General features: G+C 42.6%; 21 protein-coding genes, 1 tRNA gene, 1 other RNA gene and 1 other annotated feature. Of the genes, 8 read left to right on the top strand and 15 right to left on the bottom strand.

Annotated features, from left to right (window positions below; genetic code table 11):
• Positions 1-523: 523 nt before the first annotated feature.
• Positions 524-1,003: a PaaI family thioesterase gene (locus tag TV75_RS20685; RefSeq protein WP_044340674.1), complete on the top strand. Its 480-nt coding sequence runs from the start codon at positions 524-526 to the stop codon at positions 1,001-1,003.
• Between the two features lie 59 nt (positions 1,004-1,062).
• Here the strand turns inward: TV75_RS20685 and TV75_RS20690 are convergent, their stop codons facing one another.
• The 8 genes from TV75_RS20690 to tadA all read right to left on the bottom strand — a co-directional run bounded on the left by TV75_RS20690 (position 1,063) and on the right by tadA (position 6,545).
• Positions 1,063-2,217: a glycerate kinase gene (locus tag TV75_RS20690; protein WP_044340675.1), complete on the bottom strand. Its 1,155-nt coding sequence runs from the start codon at positions 2,215-2,217 to the stop codon at positions 1,063-1,065.
• Positions 2,218-2,326: 109 nt separating this feature from the next.
• Positions 2,327-2,590 (bottom strand): pro-sigmaK processing inhibitor BofA family protein, encoded by a 264-nt coding sequence (locus tag TV75_RS20695; RefSeq protein ID WP_044340676.1) that lies wholly within the window; start codon positions 2,588-2,590, stop codon positions 2,327-2,329.
• Between the two features lie 62 nt (positions 2,591-2,652).
• Positions 2,653-2,871 (bottom strand): YaaL family protein, encoded by a 219-nt coding sequence (locus tag TV75_RS20700; RefSeq protein WP_044340677.1) that lies wholly within the window; start codon positions 2,869-2,871, stop codon positions 2,653-2,655.
• A 17-nt stretch (positions 2,872-2,888) separates the two neighbouring features.
• Positions 2,889-3,485, bottom strand: coding sequence for a recombination mediator RecR (gene recR / locus TV75_RS20705; protein ID WP_044340678.1), 597 nt, complete (start codon positions 3,483-3,485; stop codon positions 2,889-2,891).
• Between the two features lie 11 nt (positions 3,486-3,496).
• Positions 3,497-3,820: a YbaB/EbfC family nucleoid-associated protein gene (locus tag TV75_RS20710; RefSeq protein WP_172655813.1), complete on the bottom strand. Its 324-nt coding sequence runs from the start codon at positions 3,818-3,820 to the stop codon at positions 3,497-3,499.
• 28 nt (positions 3,821-3,848) lie between these two features.
• Positions 3,849-5,537, bottom strand: coding sequence for a DNA polymerase III subunit gamma/tau (gene dnaX / locus TV75_RS20715; protein ID WP_044340679.1), 1,689 nt, complete (start codon positions 5,535-5,537; stop codon positions 3,849-3,851).
• A gap of 151 nt (positions 5,538-5,688) precedes the next feature.
• Positions 5,689-5,952, bottom strand: an RNA gene (gene ffs, locus TV75_RS21665) — signal recognition particle sRNA large type.
• 98 nt (positions 5,953-6,050) lie between these two features.
• Positions 6,051-6,545, bottom strand: a complete 495-nt coding sequence (tadA, locus tag TV75_RS20720) for a tRNA adenosine(34) deaminase TadA (RefSeq protein WP_044340680.1) — start codon at positions 6,543-6,545, stop codon at positions 6,051-6,053.
• A gap of 83 nt (positions 6,546-6,628) precedes the next feature.
• Between tadA and TV75_RS20725 the strand changes: the two genes are divergently transcribed.
• The 6 genes from TV75_RS20725 to TV75_RS20745 all read left to right on the top strand — a co-directional run bounded on the left by TV75_RS20725 (position 6,629) and on the right by TV75_RS20745 (position 11,115).
• Positions 6,629-7,168 carry an isochorismatase family cysteine hydrolase gene (locus TV75_RS20725; RefSeq protein WP_044340681.1) on the top strand — a complete coding sequence of 180 codons (540 nt, stop codon included), beginning with the start codon at positions 6,629-6,631 and terminating at the stop codon, positions 7,166-7,168.
• 77 nt (positions 7,169-7,245) lie between these two features.
• Positions 7,246-8,532, top strand: a complete 1,287-nt coding sequence (locus TV75_RS20730) for a glycosyl hydrolase family 18 protein (protein WP_044340682.1) — start codon at positions 7,246-7,248, stop codon at positions 8,530-8,532.
• A 237-nt stretch (positions 8,533-8,769) separates the two neighbouring features.
• On the top strand, positions 8,770-9,426 hold the full coding sequence (locus tag TV75_RS20735; protein ID WP_044340683.1) for a deoxynucleoside kinase: 657 nt from the start codon (positions 8,770-8,772) through the stop codon (positions 9,424-9,426).
• On the top strand, positions 9,410-10,078 hold the full coding sequence (locus tag TV75_RS20740; RefSeq protein WP_044340684.1) for a deoxynucleoside kinase: 669 nt from the start codon (positions 9,410-9,412) through the stop codon (positions 10,076-10,078). The genes TV75_RS20735 and TV75_RS20740 overlap by 17 nt, the downstream gene beginning before the upstream one ends.
• Before the next feature lie 83 nt (positions 10,079-10,161).
• A complete protein-coding gene (locus tag TV75_RS22020) occupies positions 10,162-10,323 on the top strand; it encodes a hypothetical protein (protein WP_156142559.1) in 162 nt (53 codons plus the stop codon).
• Positions 10,324-10,752: 429 nt separating this feature from the next.
• The gene (locus tag TV75_RS20745; RefSeq protein WP_044340685.1) at positions 10,753-11,115 is read left to right on the top strand and encodes a hypothetical protein; all 363 of its coding nucleotides are present in this window, start codon (positions 10,753-10,755) and stop codon (positions 11,113-11,115) included.
• 108 nt (positions 11,116-11,223) lie between these two features.
• Here TV75_RS20745 and TV75_RS20750 read toward each other — a convergent pair.
• The 6 genes from TV75_RS20750 to guaB form a co-directional block, all read right to left on the bottom strand.
• Positions 11,224-11,316 (bottom strand) — tRNA-Ser (locus tag TV75_RS20750).
• Positions 11,317-11,432: 116 nt separating this feature from the next.
• Positions 11,433-12,707, bottom strand: a complete 1,275-nt coding sequence (serS, locus tag TV75_RS20755) for a serine--tRNA ligase (RefSeq protein ID WP_044340686.1) — start codon at positions 12,705-12,707, stop codon at positions 11,433-11,435.
• Between the two features lie 49 nt (positions 12,708-12,756).
• Positions 12,757-12,965 (bottom strand) — a binding site (T-box leader).
• A gap of 53 nt (positions 12,966-13,018) precedes the next feature.
• Positions 13,019-13,609 (bottom strand): pyridoxal 5'-phosphate synthase glutaminase subunit PdxT, encoded by a 591-nt coding sequence (pdxT, locus tag TV75_RS20760; protein WP_044340687.1) that lies wholly within the window; start codon positions 13,607-13,609, stop codon positions 13,019-13,021.
• Positions 13,610-13,620: 11 nt separating this feature from the next.
• The gene (gene pdxS, locus TV75_RS20765) at positions 13,621-14,505 is read right to left on the bottom strand and encodes a pyridoxal 5'-phosphate synthase lyase subunit PdxS (protein ID WP_172655814.1); all 885 of its coding nucleotides are present in this window, start codon (positions 14,503-14,505) and stop codon (positions 13,621-13,623) included.
• A gap of 549 nt (positions 14,506-15,054) precedes the next feature.
• The gene (locus TV75_RS20775) at positions 15,055-16,410 is read right to left on the bottom strand and encodes a D-alanyl-D-alanine carboxypeptidase family protein (RefSeq protein ID WP_044340689.1); all 1,356 of its coding nucleotides are present in this window, start codon (positions 16,408-16,410) and stop codon (positions 15,055-15,057) included.
• 196 nt (positions 16,411-16,606) lie between these two features.
• Positions 16,607-18,070, bottom strand: a complete 1,464-nt coding sequence (gene guaB, locus TV75_RS20780; RefSeq protein ID WP_044340690.1) for an IMP dehydrogenase — start codon at positions 18,068-18,070, stop codon at positions 16,607-16,609.
• A 112-nt stretch (positions 18,071-18,182) separates the two neighbouring features.
• Here guaB and TV75_RS20785 point away from each other — a divergent pair, with 112 nt between their 5' ends.
• The gene (locus TV75_RS20785; protein WP_044340691.1) at positions 18,183-19,118 is read left to right on the top strand and encodes a YaaC family protein; all 936 of its coding nucleotides are present in this window, start codon (positions 18,183-18,185) and stop codon (positions 19,116-19,118) included.
• A 39-nt stretch (positions 19,119-19,157) separates the two neighbouring features.
• Here the strand turns inward: TV75_RS20785 and TV75_RS20790 are convergent, their stop codons facing one another.
• Positions 19,158-19,643 carry a glutathione peroxidase gene (locus TV75_RS20790; protein WP_044340692.1) on the bottom strand — a complete coding sequence of 162 codons (486 nt, stop codon included), beginning with the start codon at positions 19,641-19,643 and terminating at the stop codon, positions 19,158-19,160.
• Between the last annotated feature and the right edge of the window lie 693 nt (positions 19,644-20,336).

The following is a 20,336-nucleotide window of genomic DNA, read 5'->3' on the forward strand; positions in this document are numbered from 1 at the left end:
TGTTCAGTTTTCAAGGTTCAATATAACATTGGGCTCTCTTGAGCACCTCTTAAATATAACATTTTTCGTCATAAAGCGTCAAGCTTTTTTTGAAATTTGTTTTTTGCGTCGTTTTGGCGACAAGGAATATAATAGCATCTTCTTCTATTGAGAGTCAATACTATTTTTCACCTTTTATATATTTATTTCAGGGGATGTTCTAGTTTATAGGATAAGTGGGTCTGCCTTATATAATATAAGAAACAAAACAGCACCTGCCCTCTTCTAATGAGCAGATGCTGCCGTCTTATATTTTAATCGGCCAATTCTATATACTTAAACGCTCTATTAGGATAAATTCCATCTACCAAGACCAGATTCCAAACGAGTTCATGGCCTTTTCTCCCTAAGTATGCCATCATCTCCGAATCTACCCTTTATTAGGGTAAAAAAATAGAAATCACATAACGATCTAATAAAGGGATTTCAGAATGGTTATAGAAGAGTACTAGAGAAAGAGTTTGTTTTGAAGGGAGAATAGTAAATGAACGAAGTCATGCGTGCCATCCAGGATGATTACCCAGATGATTTTGCGTGGTGTTATGGCTGCGGCCGACTCAATAAGGAAGGGCATCATTTTCGTACCGGAATGGAAGATGGGCACACGGTCACACTATACAAGCCTAAACCGGAACACACTGCTTTGCCAGGTTTCGTGTATGGCGGATTGATTGCTTCCTTAATCGATTGCCATGGCACTGGCTCAGCTGCGATTCATCTTCATAGAAAGAATGGAGGAGAAATTGGTGATGGTCAAGAGCCTCCACGTTTTGTTACTGCTTCCTTACAAGTGGATTTTATGAAACCGACCCCTCATCATGTTCCTTTAAAAGCAGTTGGTACAGTTCATGAAGTCCACCCTAAGAAGTTCAGGGTGCAAACAGAAGTATTTGCAGAGGGAAAACTGTGTGCCCGTGGAGAAGTAGTAGCTGTTGTGATGCCAAAAACGTTTTTAGGTGAATAGTGGAAAATCAGCAAGTGCTCTTCCCTCATCCGAGAAGGAAGGGCACTACAAATACAAAATTAAACTGGTTTGTTTCTCATCCCGGTAAATAATTCATATGTCCTCATCAACCTTGAAGCAGCTTCTTCCAACAAAACGCTTCCGTTTGTCATGGCCTCCGATAAAGACATAGGTTGACTAACGACCGGAAGAAGTAACTGTATACCTTCAGCATAAATCTGCTTCAAGTCCCCTTCTATTTTCCCTGCAAACACCGCTACCGGAACCCCATACTTTGAAGCTAATCTCCCGATGCCTACAGGTACCTTTCCATAAAGGGACTGTGCATCGATCTTCCCTTCCCCGGTCAAAACAAGTGCCGCATCTTTCAAGTGATACTCCAGACTGCTCTCTGTTGCGATTATGCTTAAGCCGCTTTTAATAACTGGCTGAAAAAAGGAGAGAAGGGAATAGCCCAGACCACCGGCAGCTCCACTTCCCTGATCAAGGCGACAATCCACTCCCGTATGTTCAACTACCTTTTCAGCAAAGTGTTCCATGCCTCGTTCAAAATCTGCAAGCTTCTCTTCTATGACACCTTTCTGTGGGCCGAACACGGTCACAGCCCCTTCATTTCCTAATAAAGGGTTTGTTACGTCTGAAGCGACTGTCCACTTAACAGCCTTCAGCCTTTGGTCGAGATTGGTAGAATCAATCGAGTCAAGTTCCCCCAGCATGCTTCCTCCAGCTTCAAGTTCTTGACCTTTCTTATTGAAGAAACGGATTCCTAACGCTTGAAGGAATCCTGTCCCTCCATCTATGGTTGCACTCCCTCCTAACCCAAGGATAATGTGCTCCACTCCAAGATCTAAAACGGATTTTACAAGCTCACCGGTTCCGAATGTAGAGGTCACGCCCGGGTTCAGCTCACTTTCGTTTAACAAAGTAAGCCCGGAAGCAGCTGCCGTTTCAATGACGGCTGTCTTTGTTTCAGGTACCCACCCAAAAGCTGCTGAGATTTGACGTCCCAGGGGATCTCTCGCTTGAACCGTTCGTGTTTCCCCATTCATGATGGTCATCATGGCATCAACCGTTCCTTCACCACCATCCGCCATGGGGATCAAGACAGTCTTGTATGAAGGATTGATACGGTGAATCCCTCTCCGGATCGCTTCAGCCGCTGCTTTACTTGTCATGGAACCTTTAAAGGAATCAGGTGCAATGACGATTTTCATTGTTCTCCCACCTCTTCTGTCTTCTATGTAAAAAAACAGCCAAAATCCAGGTAAGAAAAATTCCACCTGATACTTCGACTGCCTTTCCTTCTTACTATTCTATTGATCCTTATAAGATCCACATCTGAATGACGGTTAGTCCCACTACTCCGGGAATACCTAAAATCCCTGAAATAGATGAGGTTGCCAAATTAATAGGAACGTGGATTCCGTACTGACTGCCAAAGGCGTTCAGGAAAAATAAAAAGAGTGCTCCGATCATGACCTTCATGGCAACTTGTCCGACAAACCGAAGTGGTTTGATGGGTGTGCCGGTGGCCAATAGAAGTACAATCAGTCCGCTGATCACCGCAATGACGATAACTGGGCTCATACCCTTCTCTCCTCTCAACAAAGAACATAAATAGTCTCTTATTGAAAGGATATGAGGGTTGTCTACCTTTTTATGACGATCTTTCTATGTTTTGCTTCTCTAAAGAGAAAAAAATATTTAGCTTCTGCTATTTTCGAGTGACAGTGGATGTTCAGATTATAATCCACACTCATCTCATCGATGGAACGTTGCTGATTCCAATGATCCTTGGTTTCGTCTAAAACGTGAAGTAAGGATTGGTCATACTCTTTTTTCAGCTTTCCTTTTTTCCGGAAAAACATAGGTATCCTCTCCTTCGTTAAACGTCTCTTCTTCCCTCAAGGGCTTTCGATAACGTTACTTCATCTGCGTACTCAAGATCTCCACCGACAGGAAGTCCATGGGCAATCCTTGTAATTCGGATACCCGATGGTTTAACCAGGCGTGAGATGTACATTGCTGTCGCTTCACCTTCTATGTTGGGGTTGGTAGCGAGGATGACTTCCTGGACCTCGTCACCGTGAAGACGCTTTATCAGATCCGGAACATTGATGTCCTCGGGTCCGATCCCGTCCATGGGGGAGATGGCACCGTGGAGTACATGGTATTGTCCGTTATATTCTTTCATCTTCTCCATCGCAATGACATCCTTGGGATCTTGTACCACACAGATGATGCTGCGATCCCGTCTTTGATCCTCACAGATATAGCATGGATCTTGATCGGTGATGTGACCGCAAACGGAACAGTAGCTTAGATTACGCTTGGCATTGACCAATGCCTTGGCAAAATCAAGTACAGTATCTTCTTTCATACTAAGAACAAAAAAAGCCAGTCGGGCCGCAGTTTTCGGCCCGATTCCCGGCAATTTCATAAAGCTGTCGATCAGCTTCGATATAGGCTCAGGATAGTGCATCGTATTGCCTCCTAGAACATTCCCGGTAGGTTCATTCCTTTAGTGAATTGACCCATAGTTGAGTTCGTTAATTCGTCCGCTTTCTTCAGTGCATCGTTTGTCGCTGCAAGGACTAGATCTTGTAGCATTTCTACATCATCCGGATCAACAGCTTCTTCGTTGATCTTTACATCAATTACTTGTTTGTGACCGGAAACGATAACAGTCACCATTCCGCCGCCAGCTGTTCCTTCGATTTGCTTTTCCCCTAATTCTTCTTGAGCTTCCGCCATTTTCTTTTGCATCTTCTGCATCTGCTTCATCATATTTTGCATATTACCATTTCCACGCATCATATTATTACCTCCAGTTAATTTTTTTACATTAATCGTTTAATTCTATTAAATCCATACCGACAAGCTTTTCAGCTTCCTTCAAGAGTGAGTCTTCACCTTGATCCCCGCCTGATGGTTCTCCATCTTCTGTTTTCGAGTTCCGGATAAAGTCTTCCCTTATGGACATCCACTGATCTTCGGGAATTCCAATCGCTGCATAGCTGTTTCCCGTAAGCTCTTCCAGTATGGAAGCAATCGCTGAGGTGAACGCTTGATTCTCCATTGCCATTTGACAATGAATATCGTATTTAAATTTTAACACAAATGAGCCGTTTGTTGCTGCTACAGGTTCAGCATCATTTAATAATGCAGACTGTGAACGCATTTGGCGCTGGTTCAATGTTTCAACCATATCACCCCAGCGGCTCTTTATGAGATTAAGATCCTCTTTCGTCGCCGTTCGGAGTACTTCCTGAATCTTCCCGGTAGGTGCCCGGAAGCCCTTCTTTGCCCTGATTGGCTTTTTCGCAGGCTGCGCTGCCGGCTCTGCTTGAACCTTGACTCCATTTGCCTTCAGTTGCTCAACCTCTTTTTCAAGAAGTTTAATCTTCTTCATCATGTCGTTCACTTCCGGTGAAGAAGCCGCTGCCGGTGCTTCCATTTGACAGAGCTTAACAATGGACACTTCTAAGTAGATACGGGCATGATTGGTGAACTTCATTTCCTGACCGGCCTGATTCAAGACATCGATGTATTGATAAATCTGCTGAGGCTGGGTTTGTCCTGATAATTCTTTAAAATCATCATCGAGCATGACCCGTTCCAGTGATTCTTCGAGATTTGGAGCCGTTTGATATAACAGCATATCCCGGAAATAAAGAATAAAGTCCTCTGCGAACCTGGCGGGGTCCTTTCCTTGGAACAACAATTCTTCCAGCGCACTTAATCCACTGGTGACATCTCTTTCCAAAATCGCTTTCGCCAGCGTATTTAAATACCCTTGAGAAACAGCCCCTGTTACAGTCAAGGCATCGTCTACGGTTACCCGGTCCTGACTGAAGGAGATGGCTTGATCGAGAAGACTTAAGGCATCCCGCATCCCGCCCTCAGCTGCCCTTGCAATAATCGTCAGGGCATTTTCTTCATAGTTCACACCTGACTCTGTGGCAATATGACTCATACGTCCTACAATATCCCTGGCTGTAATCCGTTTGAAGTCAAAACGCTGACAGCGGGAAATGATCGTAAGGGGAATCTTATGTGGCTCTGTAGTCGCCAGGATAAAAATGACGTGCTTAGGCGGTTCCTCTAACGTTTTCAACAGGGCATTAAATGCTCCGATCGACAGCATATGAACTTCATCTATGATATAGACTTTATACTCGACTACGTTTGGAGAATATTTGACTTTATCCCGGATGTCCCGGATCTCCTCCACCCCGTTATTGGAGGCGGCATCGATTTCAATGACATCAGGGATCGAACCGTCCGTGATCCCTTTACATGCATCGCACTCATTGCAAGGTTCCGCCACAGGAGAACGTTCGCAGTTAACGGCTTTTGCCAGGATCTTCGCTGCACTCGTCTTCCCTGTCCCTCTTGGTCCCGAGAATAAATAGGCATGGGAAATCTTCTGATGAAGGAGGGCATTTTGCAACGTTTTCGTTACATGCTGCTGTCCCACCACATCAATAAATGACTGAGGACGCCACACACGATATAAAGCTTGATATGCCAAAATACTCCCCCCTCTTTTTATGTACTATAGTGTCTCTATTATAACGTAATGTAAATCCCTTTTACAAAGAAAACCGGAGATCAATTTAAACCTTTACACAAACAAAAAACTCACCCGGAAATGGATGAGTTGTTGTATATAAATTAAACTGCCGTGCACCTTTCGTCGACAAGCATCCATAGGCGTTACTCAAGCAGTTAGCTCGGCCCAGGCAACCCTGCGGCACATGGGAGCTTCCACTTAATGCTGCTTCCTTCCGGACCTGACATGGTTCATGGATTCCCATTGCGCAGGACCCAGGCGTCAACACCACTTACTTGAGGCAGCCCTACAGAGTGCTAGCCTCGGAAAGGAATTCGGTCTCGCTGGAGCGGATTGCGAGTACAGGGCACCGCTACCTCCCCACCTAGCACGGCAAAATTGATACCATATTTAGTTGCGTCATTAGTGCGACGCAAGATTAAGTATACTAGGATTTACGGTAAAAAGCAACGGTGGAATACTGTAAGTTATTTACAGTCCAGATGTCCTATTCTTCTTCTCCAGCTTCTTACGCTCTCGCAGGTTCTTAAAAAAACGGGAAAGGATTCCACCACATTCTTCCGATAACACTCCAGGTACTACTTCACACTGATGATTAAATCGGTCATCCTCGAGTAGATTCATTAACGTTCCCGCACAGCCCGCCTTTGGATCTTTTGCCCCATAAATGACTTTCTCTATTCTGGAAAGGATGATGGCTCCACTGCACATAGGACATGGTTCAAGTGTGACATAAAGCTCTGCGCCCTCAAGACGCCATGTGCCAAGCTTCTCACATGCCTCTTGAATGGCTAAAGTCTCTGCATGAGTGATGGCATTTTGACTCGTTTCTCTCAGGTTATGAGCCCGGGCAATGATATCATCACCCATTACAATGACAGCTCCAATCGGAACCTCTTGAATCACCGCTGCTTTTTCTGCTTCCTTTAATGCTTCCATCATAAATTGTTCTTCTCTTATACCCATTATGTACTCCCATAAATTTATTTCTCTATTCTTTATAAAATATCCCCAATCACTCCAAACTATAAGAGAAAGGGGCTTTCAACATGATACCAAACGATACCGCTCTTCTTGTTATAGACATTATGAATCCATTCGACTTCGAACACGGTAACACACTGGCGAACCATACCCGCAATATAGTTGAACCGATCAACTCCCTGCGTCACTATTGTACCAAACATCAGCATCCTGTCATTTATATTAACGACCATTATGAGCTTTGGAAAGCAGATTACAAGGAGATCTATAAGAAATGCCATAATGAAGTGAGCGATAGCATCATGACTCCTCTCCAACCGATGGATAAAGATTTTTTTCTCATTAAACCAAAACATTCCGCTTTTTATGGTACTGCTTTAAATACACTGTTGCATCATCTGTCCGTAAAAAATCTTATCATCACGGGTATTGCTGGAAACATCTGTGTACTCTTTACAGCAAACGATGCCTATATGAGAGAGTTTAACCTCATCATACCCTCTGATGCTATTGCGTCGGTCAGTGACGAAGATAATCACTATGCATTAACGATGATGAAAAATGTATTAAAAGCAAGGGTAGAATCAACCGATGAGATCTTATAAAATTCACTCCACAAACATATCCATCCCTTCTATTTCATAAGTTGATTATAGTGAATGAAATATAGGAGGGTCTGTGTATGCAAATTCATGTTGTCCAGTCAAACCAATCATTATTTGGTATCGCTCAAGCGTATGGATCAACAGTTAAGGATATAGTAGATGCCAATGAACTGCCAAACCCTGATAACTTAGTAATTGGCCAATCACTGGTTATCCCCATTATAGGAAGTTTCTATTTTGTTCAACCAGGTGATAGCCTTTGGGCGATAAGCCAGAAGACAGGGGTCCCATATCAGGAACTGGCAAGGGTGAACGGAATTTCTCCCAATCAGCCTTTGCAGGTAGGATTTCGTTTATACATCCCACAGAAGCCTAAAGGAAGGGCTGAATTTAATGGGTATGTCGAGCCTTACGGAAAAGAAGTTGCCCCAAATTTGGAAGAAAGCGCGAAAGAAGCAGCTCCTTATCTTACCTATCTGGCTCCATTCAGCTTCCAAGCTAAACGGGATGGAACACTGCAGGAGCCACCCCTAGGAAATTTGCTTCAAACAGGGAAAGATAATAATAATGTGTTAATGATGGCCATCACCAATCAAGAAGAAGGAACGTTTAGTGATGAACTTGGGCGAATCCTGCTAACCGACCAGGCAATCCAGAATAAATTCCTCGATAATGTCGTACAGACCGCCAAGAAATATGGATTCAGGGACATTCACTTCGACTTCGAGTATTTACGTCCCCAGGACAAAGAAGCCTACAACCAATTCCTACGTAAAGCAAAGCAGCGTTTTAATCAAGAAGGATGGTTACTTTCAACTGCCCTTGCTCCCAAGACCAGTGCCGATCAAAAAGGAAAGTGGTATGAAGCACATGATTATAAAGCTCATGGTGAAATCGTGGACTTCGTCGTGATCATGACCTATGAGTGGGGATATAGCGGTGGTCCTGCCATGGCCGTTTCCCCCATCGGACCTGTTCGTGAAGTGCTTGAATACGCCATTTCAGAAATGCCTCCATCCAAGATTCTCATGGGGCAAAATTTATATGGATATGACTGGACCCTCCCATTTGTACAAGGAAGTACAGCGAAAGCCATCAGTCCACAACAGGCAATCAAGATTGCCGCCGACAATAACGTCCCGATTCAGTATGATCAGAAAGCACAGGCCCCTTTCTTTAAATACCGGGATGCAGGCACTGGAAAAGATCATGAAGTATGGTTTGAAGATGCCCGGAGCATCCAGGCGAAGTTTGATCTTATGAAAGAGTTGAAATTGAGGGGAATGAGCTATTGGAAGCTGGGACTCTCCTTTCCTCAAAACTGGTTGTTAATATCCGACAATTTCAATGTCGTAAAAAGATGATAAATAGAAGCTAATGGATAGGTAAATCTATAAACACCTGTCCATCAGCTTTTTGTATGCGTTCCCCTTAAAAGTTGGCCGGTTGAAGTCGATATAGTGAACGTATCCTGTTTTCTAAATCCTTGGAAATAACCTGAACAAACCATCCATCGATTGTGTTACAATAATTCCTGTCGTAATTTTTTATTTTACATTATTATACGAGAAAAGATTGCCGTAATATGAGGAGGACAATTAATGGGGCGCATTCCTTTCATTACCGTAGAAGGCCCGATTGGAATAGGAAAAACCTCTCTTGCAAAAGCGATTTCAGAGCACTTCCATTTTCACTTACTGAAAGAAATCGTGGATGAAAACCCGTTCTTGGATAAATTCTATGATGACATTGAAGAGTGGAGCTTTCAAACAGAGATGTTTTTCTTATGCAATCGTTATAAACAGCTAGAGGATATTGAAAAACACTACCTATCTCAAAACAAATCTGTCGTAGCAGATTATCATATTCTTAAAAACATCATCTTTGCTAAGCGTACATTGAAGGATGAACAGCAGTTCAAAAAATATCTCAATATATATGAGATCCTAACATCGGATATGCCAAGACCAAATGTCGTGATCTACTTGAACGCAAGCCTTGATACCCTTTTAAAACGCATTGAAAAAAGAGGACGGGACTTCGAAAAGAAAATCAGCCCTCTATATCTGAAGCAGCTATCATTGGATTATGAAGAATACATGAATACATTCGAACAAACTCACCCGGATATCCCTGTTCTCCGCTACAATGGCGACCACATAGACTTCGTTCAAAATAAAGAGGACCTGGAACACATTCTTACTCAATTAGAGACTACACTAAAAAAAGGAGTTCACTATCATGAATCTTCGCACTAAATACGGGATCCCGAATAATGCCGTAATCACCATTGCCGGTACAGTCGGCGTCGGGAAATCCACCATGACAAACGGCTTGGCCAATGCATTGGGATTCCGTACGTCGTTTGAAAAAGTTGATACCAATCCGTACCTCGATAAATTCTATCAGGACTTTAAAAGCTGGAGCTTCCACCTTCAAGTCTATTTCCTGGCAGAACGCTTCAAAGAACAAAAGAAAATCTTTGAATACGGCGGCGGTTTCATACAGGATCGTTCCATCTATGAAGATACTGGCATCTTTGCCCGCATGCATTACGAAAAAGGGAACATGAGCGAAATCGATTATGAAACCTATACGAGCCTTTTCGATGCCATGGTCATGACACCATACTTCCCTCACCCTGATCTTCTGATCTACCTTGAAGGGTCCATTGATAATGTCGTTGATCGCATCCGTGAACGCGGCCGCCCGATGGAACAACAAACACCTGTTGCCTACTGGGAAGAAATGCATGAACGTTACGAAAACTGGATCAATTCCTTTAACGCATGTCCGGTACTCAGACTGGACATCAGTGAATACGATCTCGTGAACGATCAAAACTCCATCGAACCAATCGTTGAACGAATCGGGTATTTCATTGAACAGACGAGAATGTTAAAAAGTTAAGAAGACAGATAAGACTACTCTGCCCAACGCGGCGGGAGTAGTCTTTTTTATTGGCTCTTTTCGCAAAGTTTGTGGTTATCTTAATGAAGAAAGTAGTAGTTGATTTCCGCTCCAGGATGCTCGCTTTCCGCGGGGCTGGCGGTGAGCCTCCTCGGCTGCGCCTCCGGGGTCTCACCTGTCCAGCTATTCCCGCAGGAGTCGATCATCCTTCCGCTCCAATCAACTTTCTGAGCATGTATCCTTAAGGGAAATCAATAAAAACAAGAATTTCAGCAAACAACCTTACTTAAGATTAGAGATTGGTTTCCCTTTTATAAAAGAAGAATTATTTTTTCTAGTTACATGATTTTATTACGCATGTTGAAGCTCTGTTACAAAAAATCTTTTAAAGATGGTGAGGGGAACTGCGTAGACTCCTGCGGAAGTACGGGCGTGCCGAGACCCCGGAAGCGAAGCTGAGGAGGCTCGGCCGAACGTCCGCGGAAAGCGGAGCAGTTCCCCTCACCATCCAGCACACGCCGATTGGCAGAGCTCAAGCAGACCCTTATGTTAAAAGCAACAATCTTTACGAAAAGAGCCTTTTTATTTAAAAGTTGATGAAGACCTCCATCCGTTTATTTCCATTAGGAAAGAGGTATATGTAGTAATAAACAATCGATGAAGGAGATGAAGGAATGATGGAATCGAAACAAACGTATTTTGTAGATATCAGCAGTGGGGACATCTTGCAGGATCCAAATCAAAACGCCAGTCCAAGCTATCGCATATTTGCCACCCCGACAGAAGTAAACGAACTGAAAATGTTGTTCAATGATAACTATGATGATGACATGTCGACTATGAGACGGGCGCAGGTCCCGTTCCGTCAATATCACAATTCACCGGAAGACGATCAATATGATCAATCGATGAGGGATATCTATTCGAAGATTTATTTGCTAGGAGATGAAGAAGCACGCCTGCATATCACTAAGATAGGGATACTCGAACATACAGCAAACGACCATTTAAGAGAAGACATCAAAAACCTTAAGTAAATTGGACTGGGTCGATCAGCATATCCATAAAATAAAAAAATTCGTTACATATAATATGTAACGAATTCTATCTCCAATGTTTATGCGCTATGGTTATAAAAAAATCAATGGAGGAGGAAGGGGGATTCGAACCCCCGCGGGCTGTTACACCCCTGTCGGTTTTCAAGACCGATCCCTTCAGCCGGACTTGGGTATTCCTCCGTATCGACAAGAATTATAATACCATGGTGTACAAATGGAGTCAAGCATATTTCTAAAAAAAATTATAGAAGTCTCACCGATAAAGGTGAGACTTCTTTTGGCTGGATAAAATTCCTTTATTTAATGACTTCCACTCCACCCATATATGGACGAAGGGCTTCTGGAACGATGACAGATCCATCTTCCTGCTGGTAGTTTTCCAAAATCGCGGCAACCGTTCGTCCTATCGCTAAACCAGATCCATTTAACGTATGGACATGTTCAGGCTTCGCGTTTAGCTCTCTTCTGAAACGGATGTTTGCACGTCTCGCCTGGAAGCTTTCAAAGTTACTGCAAGAAGAAATCTCGCGGTACGTCCCGTAGCTAGGAATCCAGACTTCAATGTCGTATTTCTTGGCAGCCGTGAAACCTAAGTCCGCTGTACACATAGACAATACTCGGTATGGAAGGCCCAGTAGCTGAAGGACTTTTTCAGCATGACCAGTTAACTTTTCTAACTCATCATAAGAATCTTCCGGCTTCACAAAGCGAACAAGCTCGACTTTGTTGAACTGATGCTGACGGATCAAGCCTCTTGTATCGCGTCCTGCAGATCCAGCCTCAGAGCGGAAGTTGGCGCTATACGCTACATAACTTACCGGCAATTCGTCCGCCTTCAAAATTTCATCACGATGATAATTCGTAACAGGTACTTCTGCAGTAGGAACTAAGAAATAGTCCTCACTCTCGATTCTGAATGCATCTTCTTCAAACTTAGGAAGTTGACCTGTCCCTGTCATACTCGCCCGATTCACCAGGAACGGAGGAATCATTTCCGTATACCCATGCTCATCCATGTGCAAATCCATCATGAAATTAATGAGAGCTCTTTCAAGTCTTGCACCGAGGCCTTTGTAGAAAACGAAACGGCTTCCCGTCACTTTTGCTGCACGTTCAAAATCAAGCAACCCAAGCCTTGTAGCAACGTCCCAGTGGGGCTGTGCTTCGAAATCAAATTCCCGGATTTCTCCCCATGTACGTGCTTCAATATTATCATCTTCAGTTTCACCTACCGGTACAGTTTCATGAGGAATATTCGGGATAGAAAGAAGGATTCTCTCTAATTCTTCTTCGATGCCTCTTAATTCATCATCCAGCTTTTTGACCATGGCCCCGACTTCACGCATTTCAACGATCATATCCTGAGCATCTTTCTTCTCTTTCTTCAGAACGGCAATTTGTTGGGATACTTCATTACGCTTGCTCTTAAGATCTTCACTTTCCACAAGCAGCTCTCTTCTTCTCTTATCAAGCTCTTCGAATTTATCAAAATCCTCCAGGTTCTCACCGCGGTGCTGCAGGCGGGCTTTCACATCTTCCAGATTATTACGTAAATACTTAATGTCTAGCATTTGGTTTCTCTCCTTTTTTATAAAAAAATAAAAAACCCCCATCCCTGGTAAAAGGGACGGAGGTTTCCGCGTTGCCACCCTAATTGAAGACGCAAAGCATCTTCCTCTTAAGAGATGGTAACGGAATCACCGAAAATACCTACTTCATTCAGTACTTCACTCAAGGATGGATTCGTAAAGCTCTTGCGTCGATTCTCACCAGCCACCGACTCTCTTAAGCAAGCCTTCTTTACTACTATTTCCTATCAACGATTTAATTTTTTATTAGTTATTTCATAATCTACTACAATGTTTTCCATTTTGCAATAAAATTATGCGATAGTTTTTTCCATGCTTTCCTTCACCATCTCAACGAAGAAGGAAGTTAAACGATGATCATCCGTTAACTCTGGATGGAAAGAACAGCCGAGGAATTGTCCGTGGCGTGCAAGTACAATCCGTTCGTTATGCTTCGCCAGGATTTCAACATCTTCCCCTGCTTCCACGATATGGGGGGCACGTATAAAGACGGCATTGAATCCTTCTCCCACATGGGCAATTGAAAGATCCGCTTCAAAGCTCTCTTTTTGCCGGCCAAAGGAATTACGTTCCACTGTTACGTCCATCACACCCAGATGAGGTTGTTCGTATCCGACAATGTGCTTGGCTAATAGAATCAATCCTGCACATGTTCCAAAGATCGGTTTCCCATCCGCCGCAAATTGTCTTAACGGCTCCATAAAGCCATATCGATCAATCAGTCTTCTCATAGTGGTACTTTCCCCACCCGGCATGATGAGTCCTTGAATCTCTTCCAACTGCTCCACACGCTTAATGACAATTGCCTTGGCACCGGAGGCTTCGATTGAACGAACATGCTCTCTTACGGCACCTTGAAGTCCTAATACACCGATGTTCAACATACAATCACACCTTACCATCCACGATCTTGCATACGGTTTTCAGGTAAAATAGAAGAAATTTCTACTCCCTTCATTGCTACACCAAGCTCTTTTGATAGCTCTGCGATTAACTTGTAATCTTGATAATGAGTAGTCGCTTCTACAATTGCTCTTGCAAATTTCTCAGGGTTTTCTGATTTGAAGATACCAGAACCTACGAATACCCCGTCAGCCCCTAATTCCATCATAAGAGCAGCATCAGCTGGTGTGGCAATTCCGCCTGCAGCAAAGTTTACAACAGGTAAACGTCCGTTTTCTTTAATTTCTAACAATAATTCGTATGGAGCTCCCAGTAACTTCGCTTCTGTCATGATTTCATCTTCATTCATGCTCACAAGCTTGCGTACTTGAGCATTTACCTTACGCATATGACGAACCGCTTCAACGATGTTACCTGTTCCAGGCTCACCCTTTGTACGCAGCATAGATGCACCTTCACCAATACGGCGGGCCGCCTCACCTAAATCACGGCATCCACATACGAATGGCACAGTGAAATCTCTTTTATTTAAGTGGTACTCTTCATCAGCTGGCGTTAATACTTCACTCTCATCAAGATAATCAACACCCATTGATTCAAGTACTCTTGCCTCTACAATATGACCAATACGAGCCTTTGCCATTACAGGAATCGACACAGCGCCCATAACTTCTTCAATAATACGAGGATCTGCCATTCTGGCTACTCCACCTGCAGCACGGATGTCTGCTGGAACTCGCTCTAAAGCCATTACTGCAACTGCACCCGCAGCTTCAGCAATTTTAGCCTGCTCTGCATTCACAACGTCCATGATAACGCCGCCTTTTTGCATTTCAGCCATACCTCTTTTAACACGATCTGTACCAGTCTTCATCATATCTATATCCCCCTTATATTTATCCCATGCCTGTCCCATTTCCATCCAAAAAAGGAAGAAAACGCAACTAAAACAATCGGAATGATTATGTAACCCTACTGCTAAATAAACAATAAAAAAAGACTTATGTCAAGACGAAAAGCGGAAGCGGCTTGGTCAGGCCCGACAAGCATAAGATGAATCGACCGGAAAGGCGCTCTTTGCCTTTTTGGGCGATTTAGCTTATGACCTCGAGGGCCTAGCCGCTGGAGCTGGACATCACGAAAAGCAGAAGGGGCTCGCCCTGAGGCGACAAGCATAAGACGAGTCACCCGGAAAGGCGCTTTTTGCCTTTTTGGGTGACTTGGCTTATGACCTCGAGCCCCAAGCCCCCGCAGCTGGACAAGACGAAAAGCGGAAGCGGCTTGGTCAGGCCCGCCATGTATTTCATAGGAATTTCTCAAGGCTCTTAGTATGATCCCTCTTTTTCACCCTACCTATAAAAAAACACCAAGACTTGTCCCAACCTAAAAGTCTTGGTGCTGATTTAATGCTTTTAACTAGAGCTTATTAGAACCAGCCTTTAACCGTTGATGTAACCGAGTTCCAGATGTCCCCGAAGAAACCACCTACAGCTCTCATTGAAAGGACAAACCAGTTTGCTTTTTCAACACCATCTACAGCAACAACAGATGATTTAGAAGCATTGGTACCTTTATCTGTAAGGTAGCCTAAATCTTTTTTATCTTTTGACTCTAACGTAACATATCCAACTTTTTCTCCTTTTTTAACAGGAGCTGTCAGTTCATTGTCATCGTTCAGCTTTTTCTTATCCAATACGAATTTCGGTTTGTATTGATCTTCTTCGCCGTTCTTAATCACCATGCTTAGTGCGGTATCGGTTTTGATTTGAACTTCTTTTTCTTTTCCTTTTTCAACTGGAAGTGTCTTTTGACCTTTTACTTGATAGTCAGCAGGGAGTACTTCCTCTATTGTATAATTGTTAAATGCATAATCCATCATTTTTCTTGTTTCACTAAAGCGGGCATCGTAGGAGTTTTCACCAGCTGGAACTTCTACGTCCATTACAACCGTAATGAATCTCATTCCGTCCCGTTCTGCTGTTCCTGTGAAGTTGGCACCCGCAAAATCGGTCGTACCTGTTTTCAGGCCGTCCATTCCTTCGTATTCACGGATCAGCCCTGGTAACATCCAGTTCCAGTTATCCATTTGAGTGGGGTCATCCGTTCCTTCCGCAAATACCTTCTTCGCAATACTGGATGTCTCAAGAACCTCCGGATAATCATGCAACAAGCGATACGCAAGTGTTGCAACATCCTTTGCAGACATCACATTTTCTTCTTCCGGACCACCTACTACCTTATCTACGTAAGGTGCCAAGTCTTTATTGTTTAAACCGGTAGAATTTACAAATTTATATTCTTCCAGACCAAGTTCTTTAGCCTTTGCATTCATCATTTTAACAAAGTTCGCTTCTGAGCCGGCAATCGTTTCAGTAATCGCTATCGTCGCTGCATTAGCTGAATAAATCGCCATTGCTTCATACAACTCTTTAATGGTATAAGTACTTTCTACTTCAAGGCTAACATTACTGAGACCAGTATTGTGAGACATTTGAGAAAGGTTCGCAGGTACCGTATACTTCTGGTCCCATTTCACCTTACCTTCTGCCACAGCCTCCAATAACAAGTACTCTGTCATCATTTTCGTCATACTTGCAATGCCCTGAGCATTATCCGAGTTCTTTTCATAAAGAATTTTACCCGTGCTTGCTTCTACTAGAATCGCAGCTTTTGCGTTAACGTCCAAGTCTCCTTGTGCATCTGCAGGTCTCCCCACAATACCCATTGCCATCATAAAAACCATCATACAAACAAAAGATTTTTGAATCCAACTTCTTTTCACTATTAGCCCTCCAAGATTTTATGTACACCTTCGTTATTTTATCATAGTTCGAAAGGTAAGAATAGACAGAGAATATGACTAGTTTTGGCATGGGTCAAGGGACTTGCGACCTCTGAAACATAGCGGTGAATATCATTTTCACCCAAATGAAAAAATGCTGATCAGGAGTATCTGATCAGCATTTGGAATTATTTTCTTATAATGAATAATTTGGTGCTTCTTTCGTAATTTGAACATCATGAGGATGACTTTCGCGAAGTCCGGCACCCGTCATTTTAATAAACTGTGCCTGCTCTCTTAACGCGAATAGGTCCTTCGTTCCACAGTATCCCATGCCTGAACGTAAGCCTCCAATTAGCTGATACAATGTATCGGCTAATGGACCTTTGTAAGGAATCCGGCCTTCGATGCCCTCTGGAACAAACTTTTTATTTTCTTCCTGGAAGTAGCGGTCTTTTGAACCTTTTTCCATGGAGCTGACGGATCCCATTCCTCTATATACTTTAAAGCGGCGTCCCTGGAAGATTTCCGTTTCTCCAGGGCTTTCAGATGTTCCTGCCAGTAAGCTTCCCAGCATAACAGCATGTCCACCAGCTGCTAAAGCCTTTACGATATCACCTGAATACTTGATGCCTCCATCGGCAATGATGCTTTTTCCATGCTTTCTTGCTTCAGTAGCGCAATCATATACAGCGGTAATTTGTGGAACACCCACACCGGCAACAACCCGGGTTGTACAGATCGAACCAGGTCCAATCCCAACCTTGACAACATCAGCACCCGCTTCAATTAATTCACGTGTCGCTTCAGCCGTTGCCACATTACCTGCTACGATGTTTAACGTTGGATAAGCTTCGCGGATTTCACGAACAATAGAAAGAACTCCTGCTGAATGACCGTGAGCCGTATCGATTACAATGACATCCACATGTGCTTTCACTAAATGTTCAACACGAGTCAGCGTATCTTTCGAAATACCGACAGCGGCTCCAACTAATAAGCGTCCTTGATCATCTTTGGCAGAGTTAGGGAATTCAATTACTTTTTCGATATCCTTAATCGTAATTAATCCCTTAAGTGTCCCTTCTTGATCAATTAGAGGAAGCTTTTCGATTTTGTACTGCTGAAGAATTTTTTCCGCTTCTTCTAGGGTAGTGCCAACAGGAGCTGTGACAAGATTCTCCTTCGTCATGACATCCGAAATCTGGATTGAATAATCCTGGATGAAACGAAGGTCACGATTTGTTAAAATCCCTACCAGCTTTTGCTCTTGTTCGTTGTTCACAATCGGAACACCGGAAATTCTATATTTGCCCATCAAGTGTTCTGCAGAAAAGACTTGATGATCCGGAGTTAAAAAGAATGGATCTGAGATAACTCCACTTTCGGAACGTTTTACTTTATCAACCTGCTCAGCCTGCTGTTCAATACTCATATTTTTGTGGATGATACCGAGTCCACCTTGTCGAGCCATTGCTATCGCCATTTCAGCTTCTGTTACAGTATCCATTCCTGCACTGATCACAGGAACATTCAATTTAATTGAATCTGTTAACTCAACAGAGATATTTACATCCTTTGGTAATACCTCTGATTTAGCTGGTAATAATAAGACATCATCAAACGTTAAACCTTCTTTAGCAAATTTAGAATCCCACATGTTTTCGGCCTCCCTAGTCCCAAAATATTATTAGTAGGTTATCAATTGGTTAAAATACTGTCAAGATGATTAGGATTAATTTAATTTTTCAGAATAATTAGAAGGTGATTACTTGAACGAATTACGTCAACACTGGGACTTCATTCACTATTTTCAGTCAGCGGAATACTCCCAGAAGTTTCTAAAAAAGTGCTATGAACAAATGGGGTCTTCTCAAGCCGAATCAAAAAGCTATGATAACTGTTATCCATTCATGTACTACTTGGAGCAAGGAGAACTTTATTACAGACAAGCCATGCAATCTCCTATATCACTCCAGCCTATTTTGCTTTTCTACGGATATATCCATTTTATTAAAGCGATTGTTTTAACAGAAGATCCCTTATATCCCGAAACAACCACGGTCCTGGCCCATGGGATTACCTCAAGGAAAAGAAAAAAGCAGCAGTACCGTTTTTTACAGGATGAAGTAAAGGTGCAGAAAAATGGTCTGTTTTCACACTTTTCCAACCTGGTGTTTCACGTGAAACATATCGTAGGGGAAAAATACAAGATGGAAGATTTACTCGTACAAATACCCGAGCTTGAAGAAGTATTTCATGTATTGCTCAAAAAGAAAACCATGTTCTGGTTCAATCCACAACATGAGCTGATCATTGATGAGTCCTTACTATCTCACTTTCATATGTCAGAAAGCTTACTTAAACAGTATCTGAATGAAAAAGTGCCAGAGGAATTCACATGGAACTCGGACAATGCGTTACAAGCACCACATGCCCAAGAGCATCTTCCCATCAGATGGCATTTCCATAAAAACAAATTAGCCTTTCCCGGAATTCGGAATGAAGCCACTACTATACCTGAGGTTCTTATCCACTATGCCATATTATACAACTTAAGCATGATTGCCCGATACGAAACAGAATGGTGGGTGGAACTATTAAAAAACCGAACCAATGAAGACTATCCTATCATCAACACGTTCATCAATGTCACAACAGAAAAAGCACCATACCTTTTATTAAAATTACTCAAGGATAAAATGTAGCCGGAAGAGGAAGGATGAAGCGCTCCCTCTCCTCTTTCTCTATTGTGCTTGAAGTAATTTTTTAATGTCATCTTCGATTTTGCGTGGATTCGTTTGAGGAGAATACCGATCATACACTTCACCATTTTTCCCGATTAAAAATTTAGTGAAATTCCACTTAATGTTCGAAAGAAGGACACCCTTCTTCTCTTTCGTTAAAAACGTAAACAGAGGATGTGCTTCCTTCCCTTTCACATCGACCTTCGCAAACATCGGAAAAGATACCCCGTAGTTCACCTGACAAAACTCCATGATCTCATCCTGATCATCAAATTCCTGTTTCATGAACTGATCACATGGAAATCCGAGGACAACAAGTCCTTCATCCTTGTAGTCTTCATACAGGCCCTGCAGTTCCTCAAATTGAGGTGTAAAGCCACACTTACTGGCTGTGTTTACGATAAGCATCACTTTCCCCTGGTACTCCTCCAGTGAAGTTACAGATCCATTCGCTCTTTTTACGGTGAAATCATAAATTGTGGTCATGTTCTTCTCTCCTTGTATACACTCTTATTTAAATAATACTTTAGAGAGTTGGTGGATAGCAATTTTGAGCATGTGAAGGTGGTGGTTTGTGGTGGTTTGAGATGCAGTGGGTAGAGGTGTTGGGTGTTGATTGTCAGATTGTCGGACGTCGGATATCTTATAGAAATATTAAAATGAATAGTTGATGGAAAATAGGATTTTTATACAAATAATTCAGGATGATCTGGAGTAACATTGCATTTGCTGGCCACCGAGAAGGATTTCGAGGATAATGTGTCTCTCAAATTGAAGTTTTATATGTAATAAGCACTAATAAATGTTCCTATCTATCTAAAAATTCTTCTTTATATTAACGGAGACTATTTTAGGGAGGCAGATATCAATATTTTCATAGATATAGAGGAGGGTTAAGCTTGAAGCTGTATGTTAATTGCGTCGATTTTATATTTTATTGCGTCTATTTGGACTGTTATTGCGTCGATTTTTCATTTTATGCGTCTTTTTTGACTGTTATTGCGTCGATTTCATCCCTTTATGCGTCTTTTTCCATTTTCTAACATAAAGACTTTGCCAGGGGAGTGTACTAACCCCGTTCTTCATTTCCAATACCACCTGTATAAAAGATAAATGCCTGATTCACCTTCCAATAACATTTCTAATAAAAAAACAGAAAAAGAGTAACCCCTAAGAGCT

The organism is Rossellomorea aquimaris (genome assembly GCF_000935355.1).
Taxonomy (GTDB): Bacteria; Bacillota; Bacilli; order Bacillales; family Bacillaceae_B; genus Rossellomorea; species Rossellomorea aquimaris_B.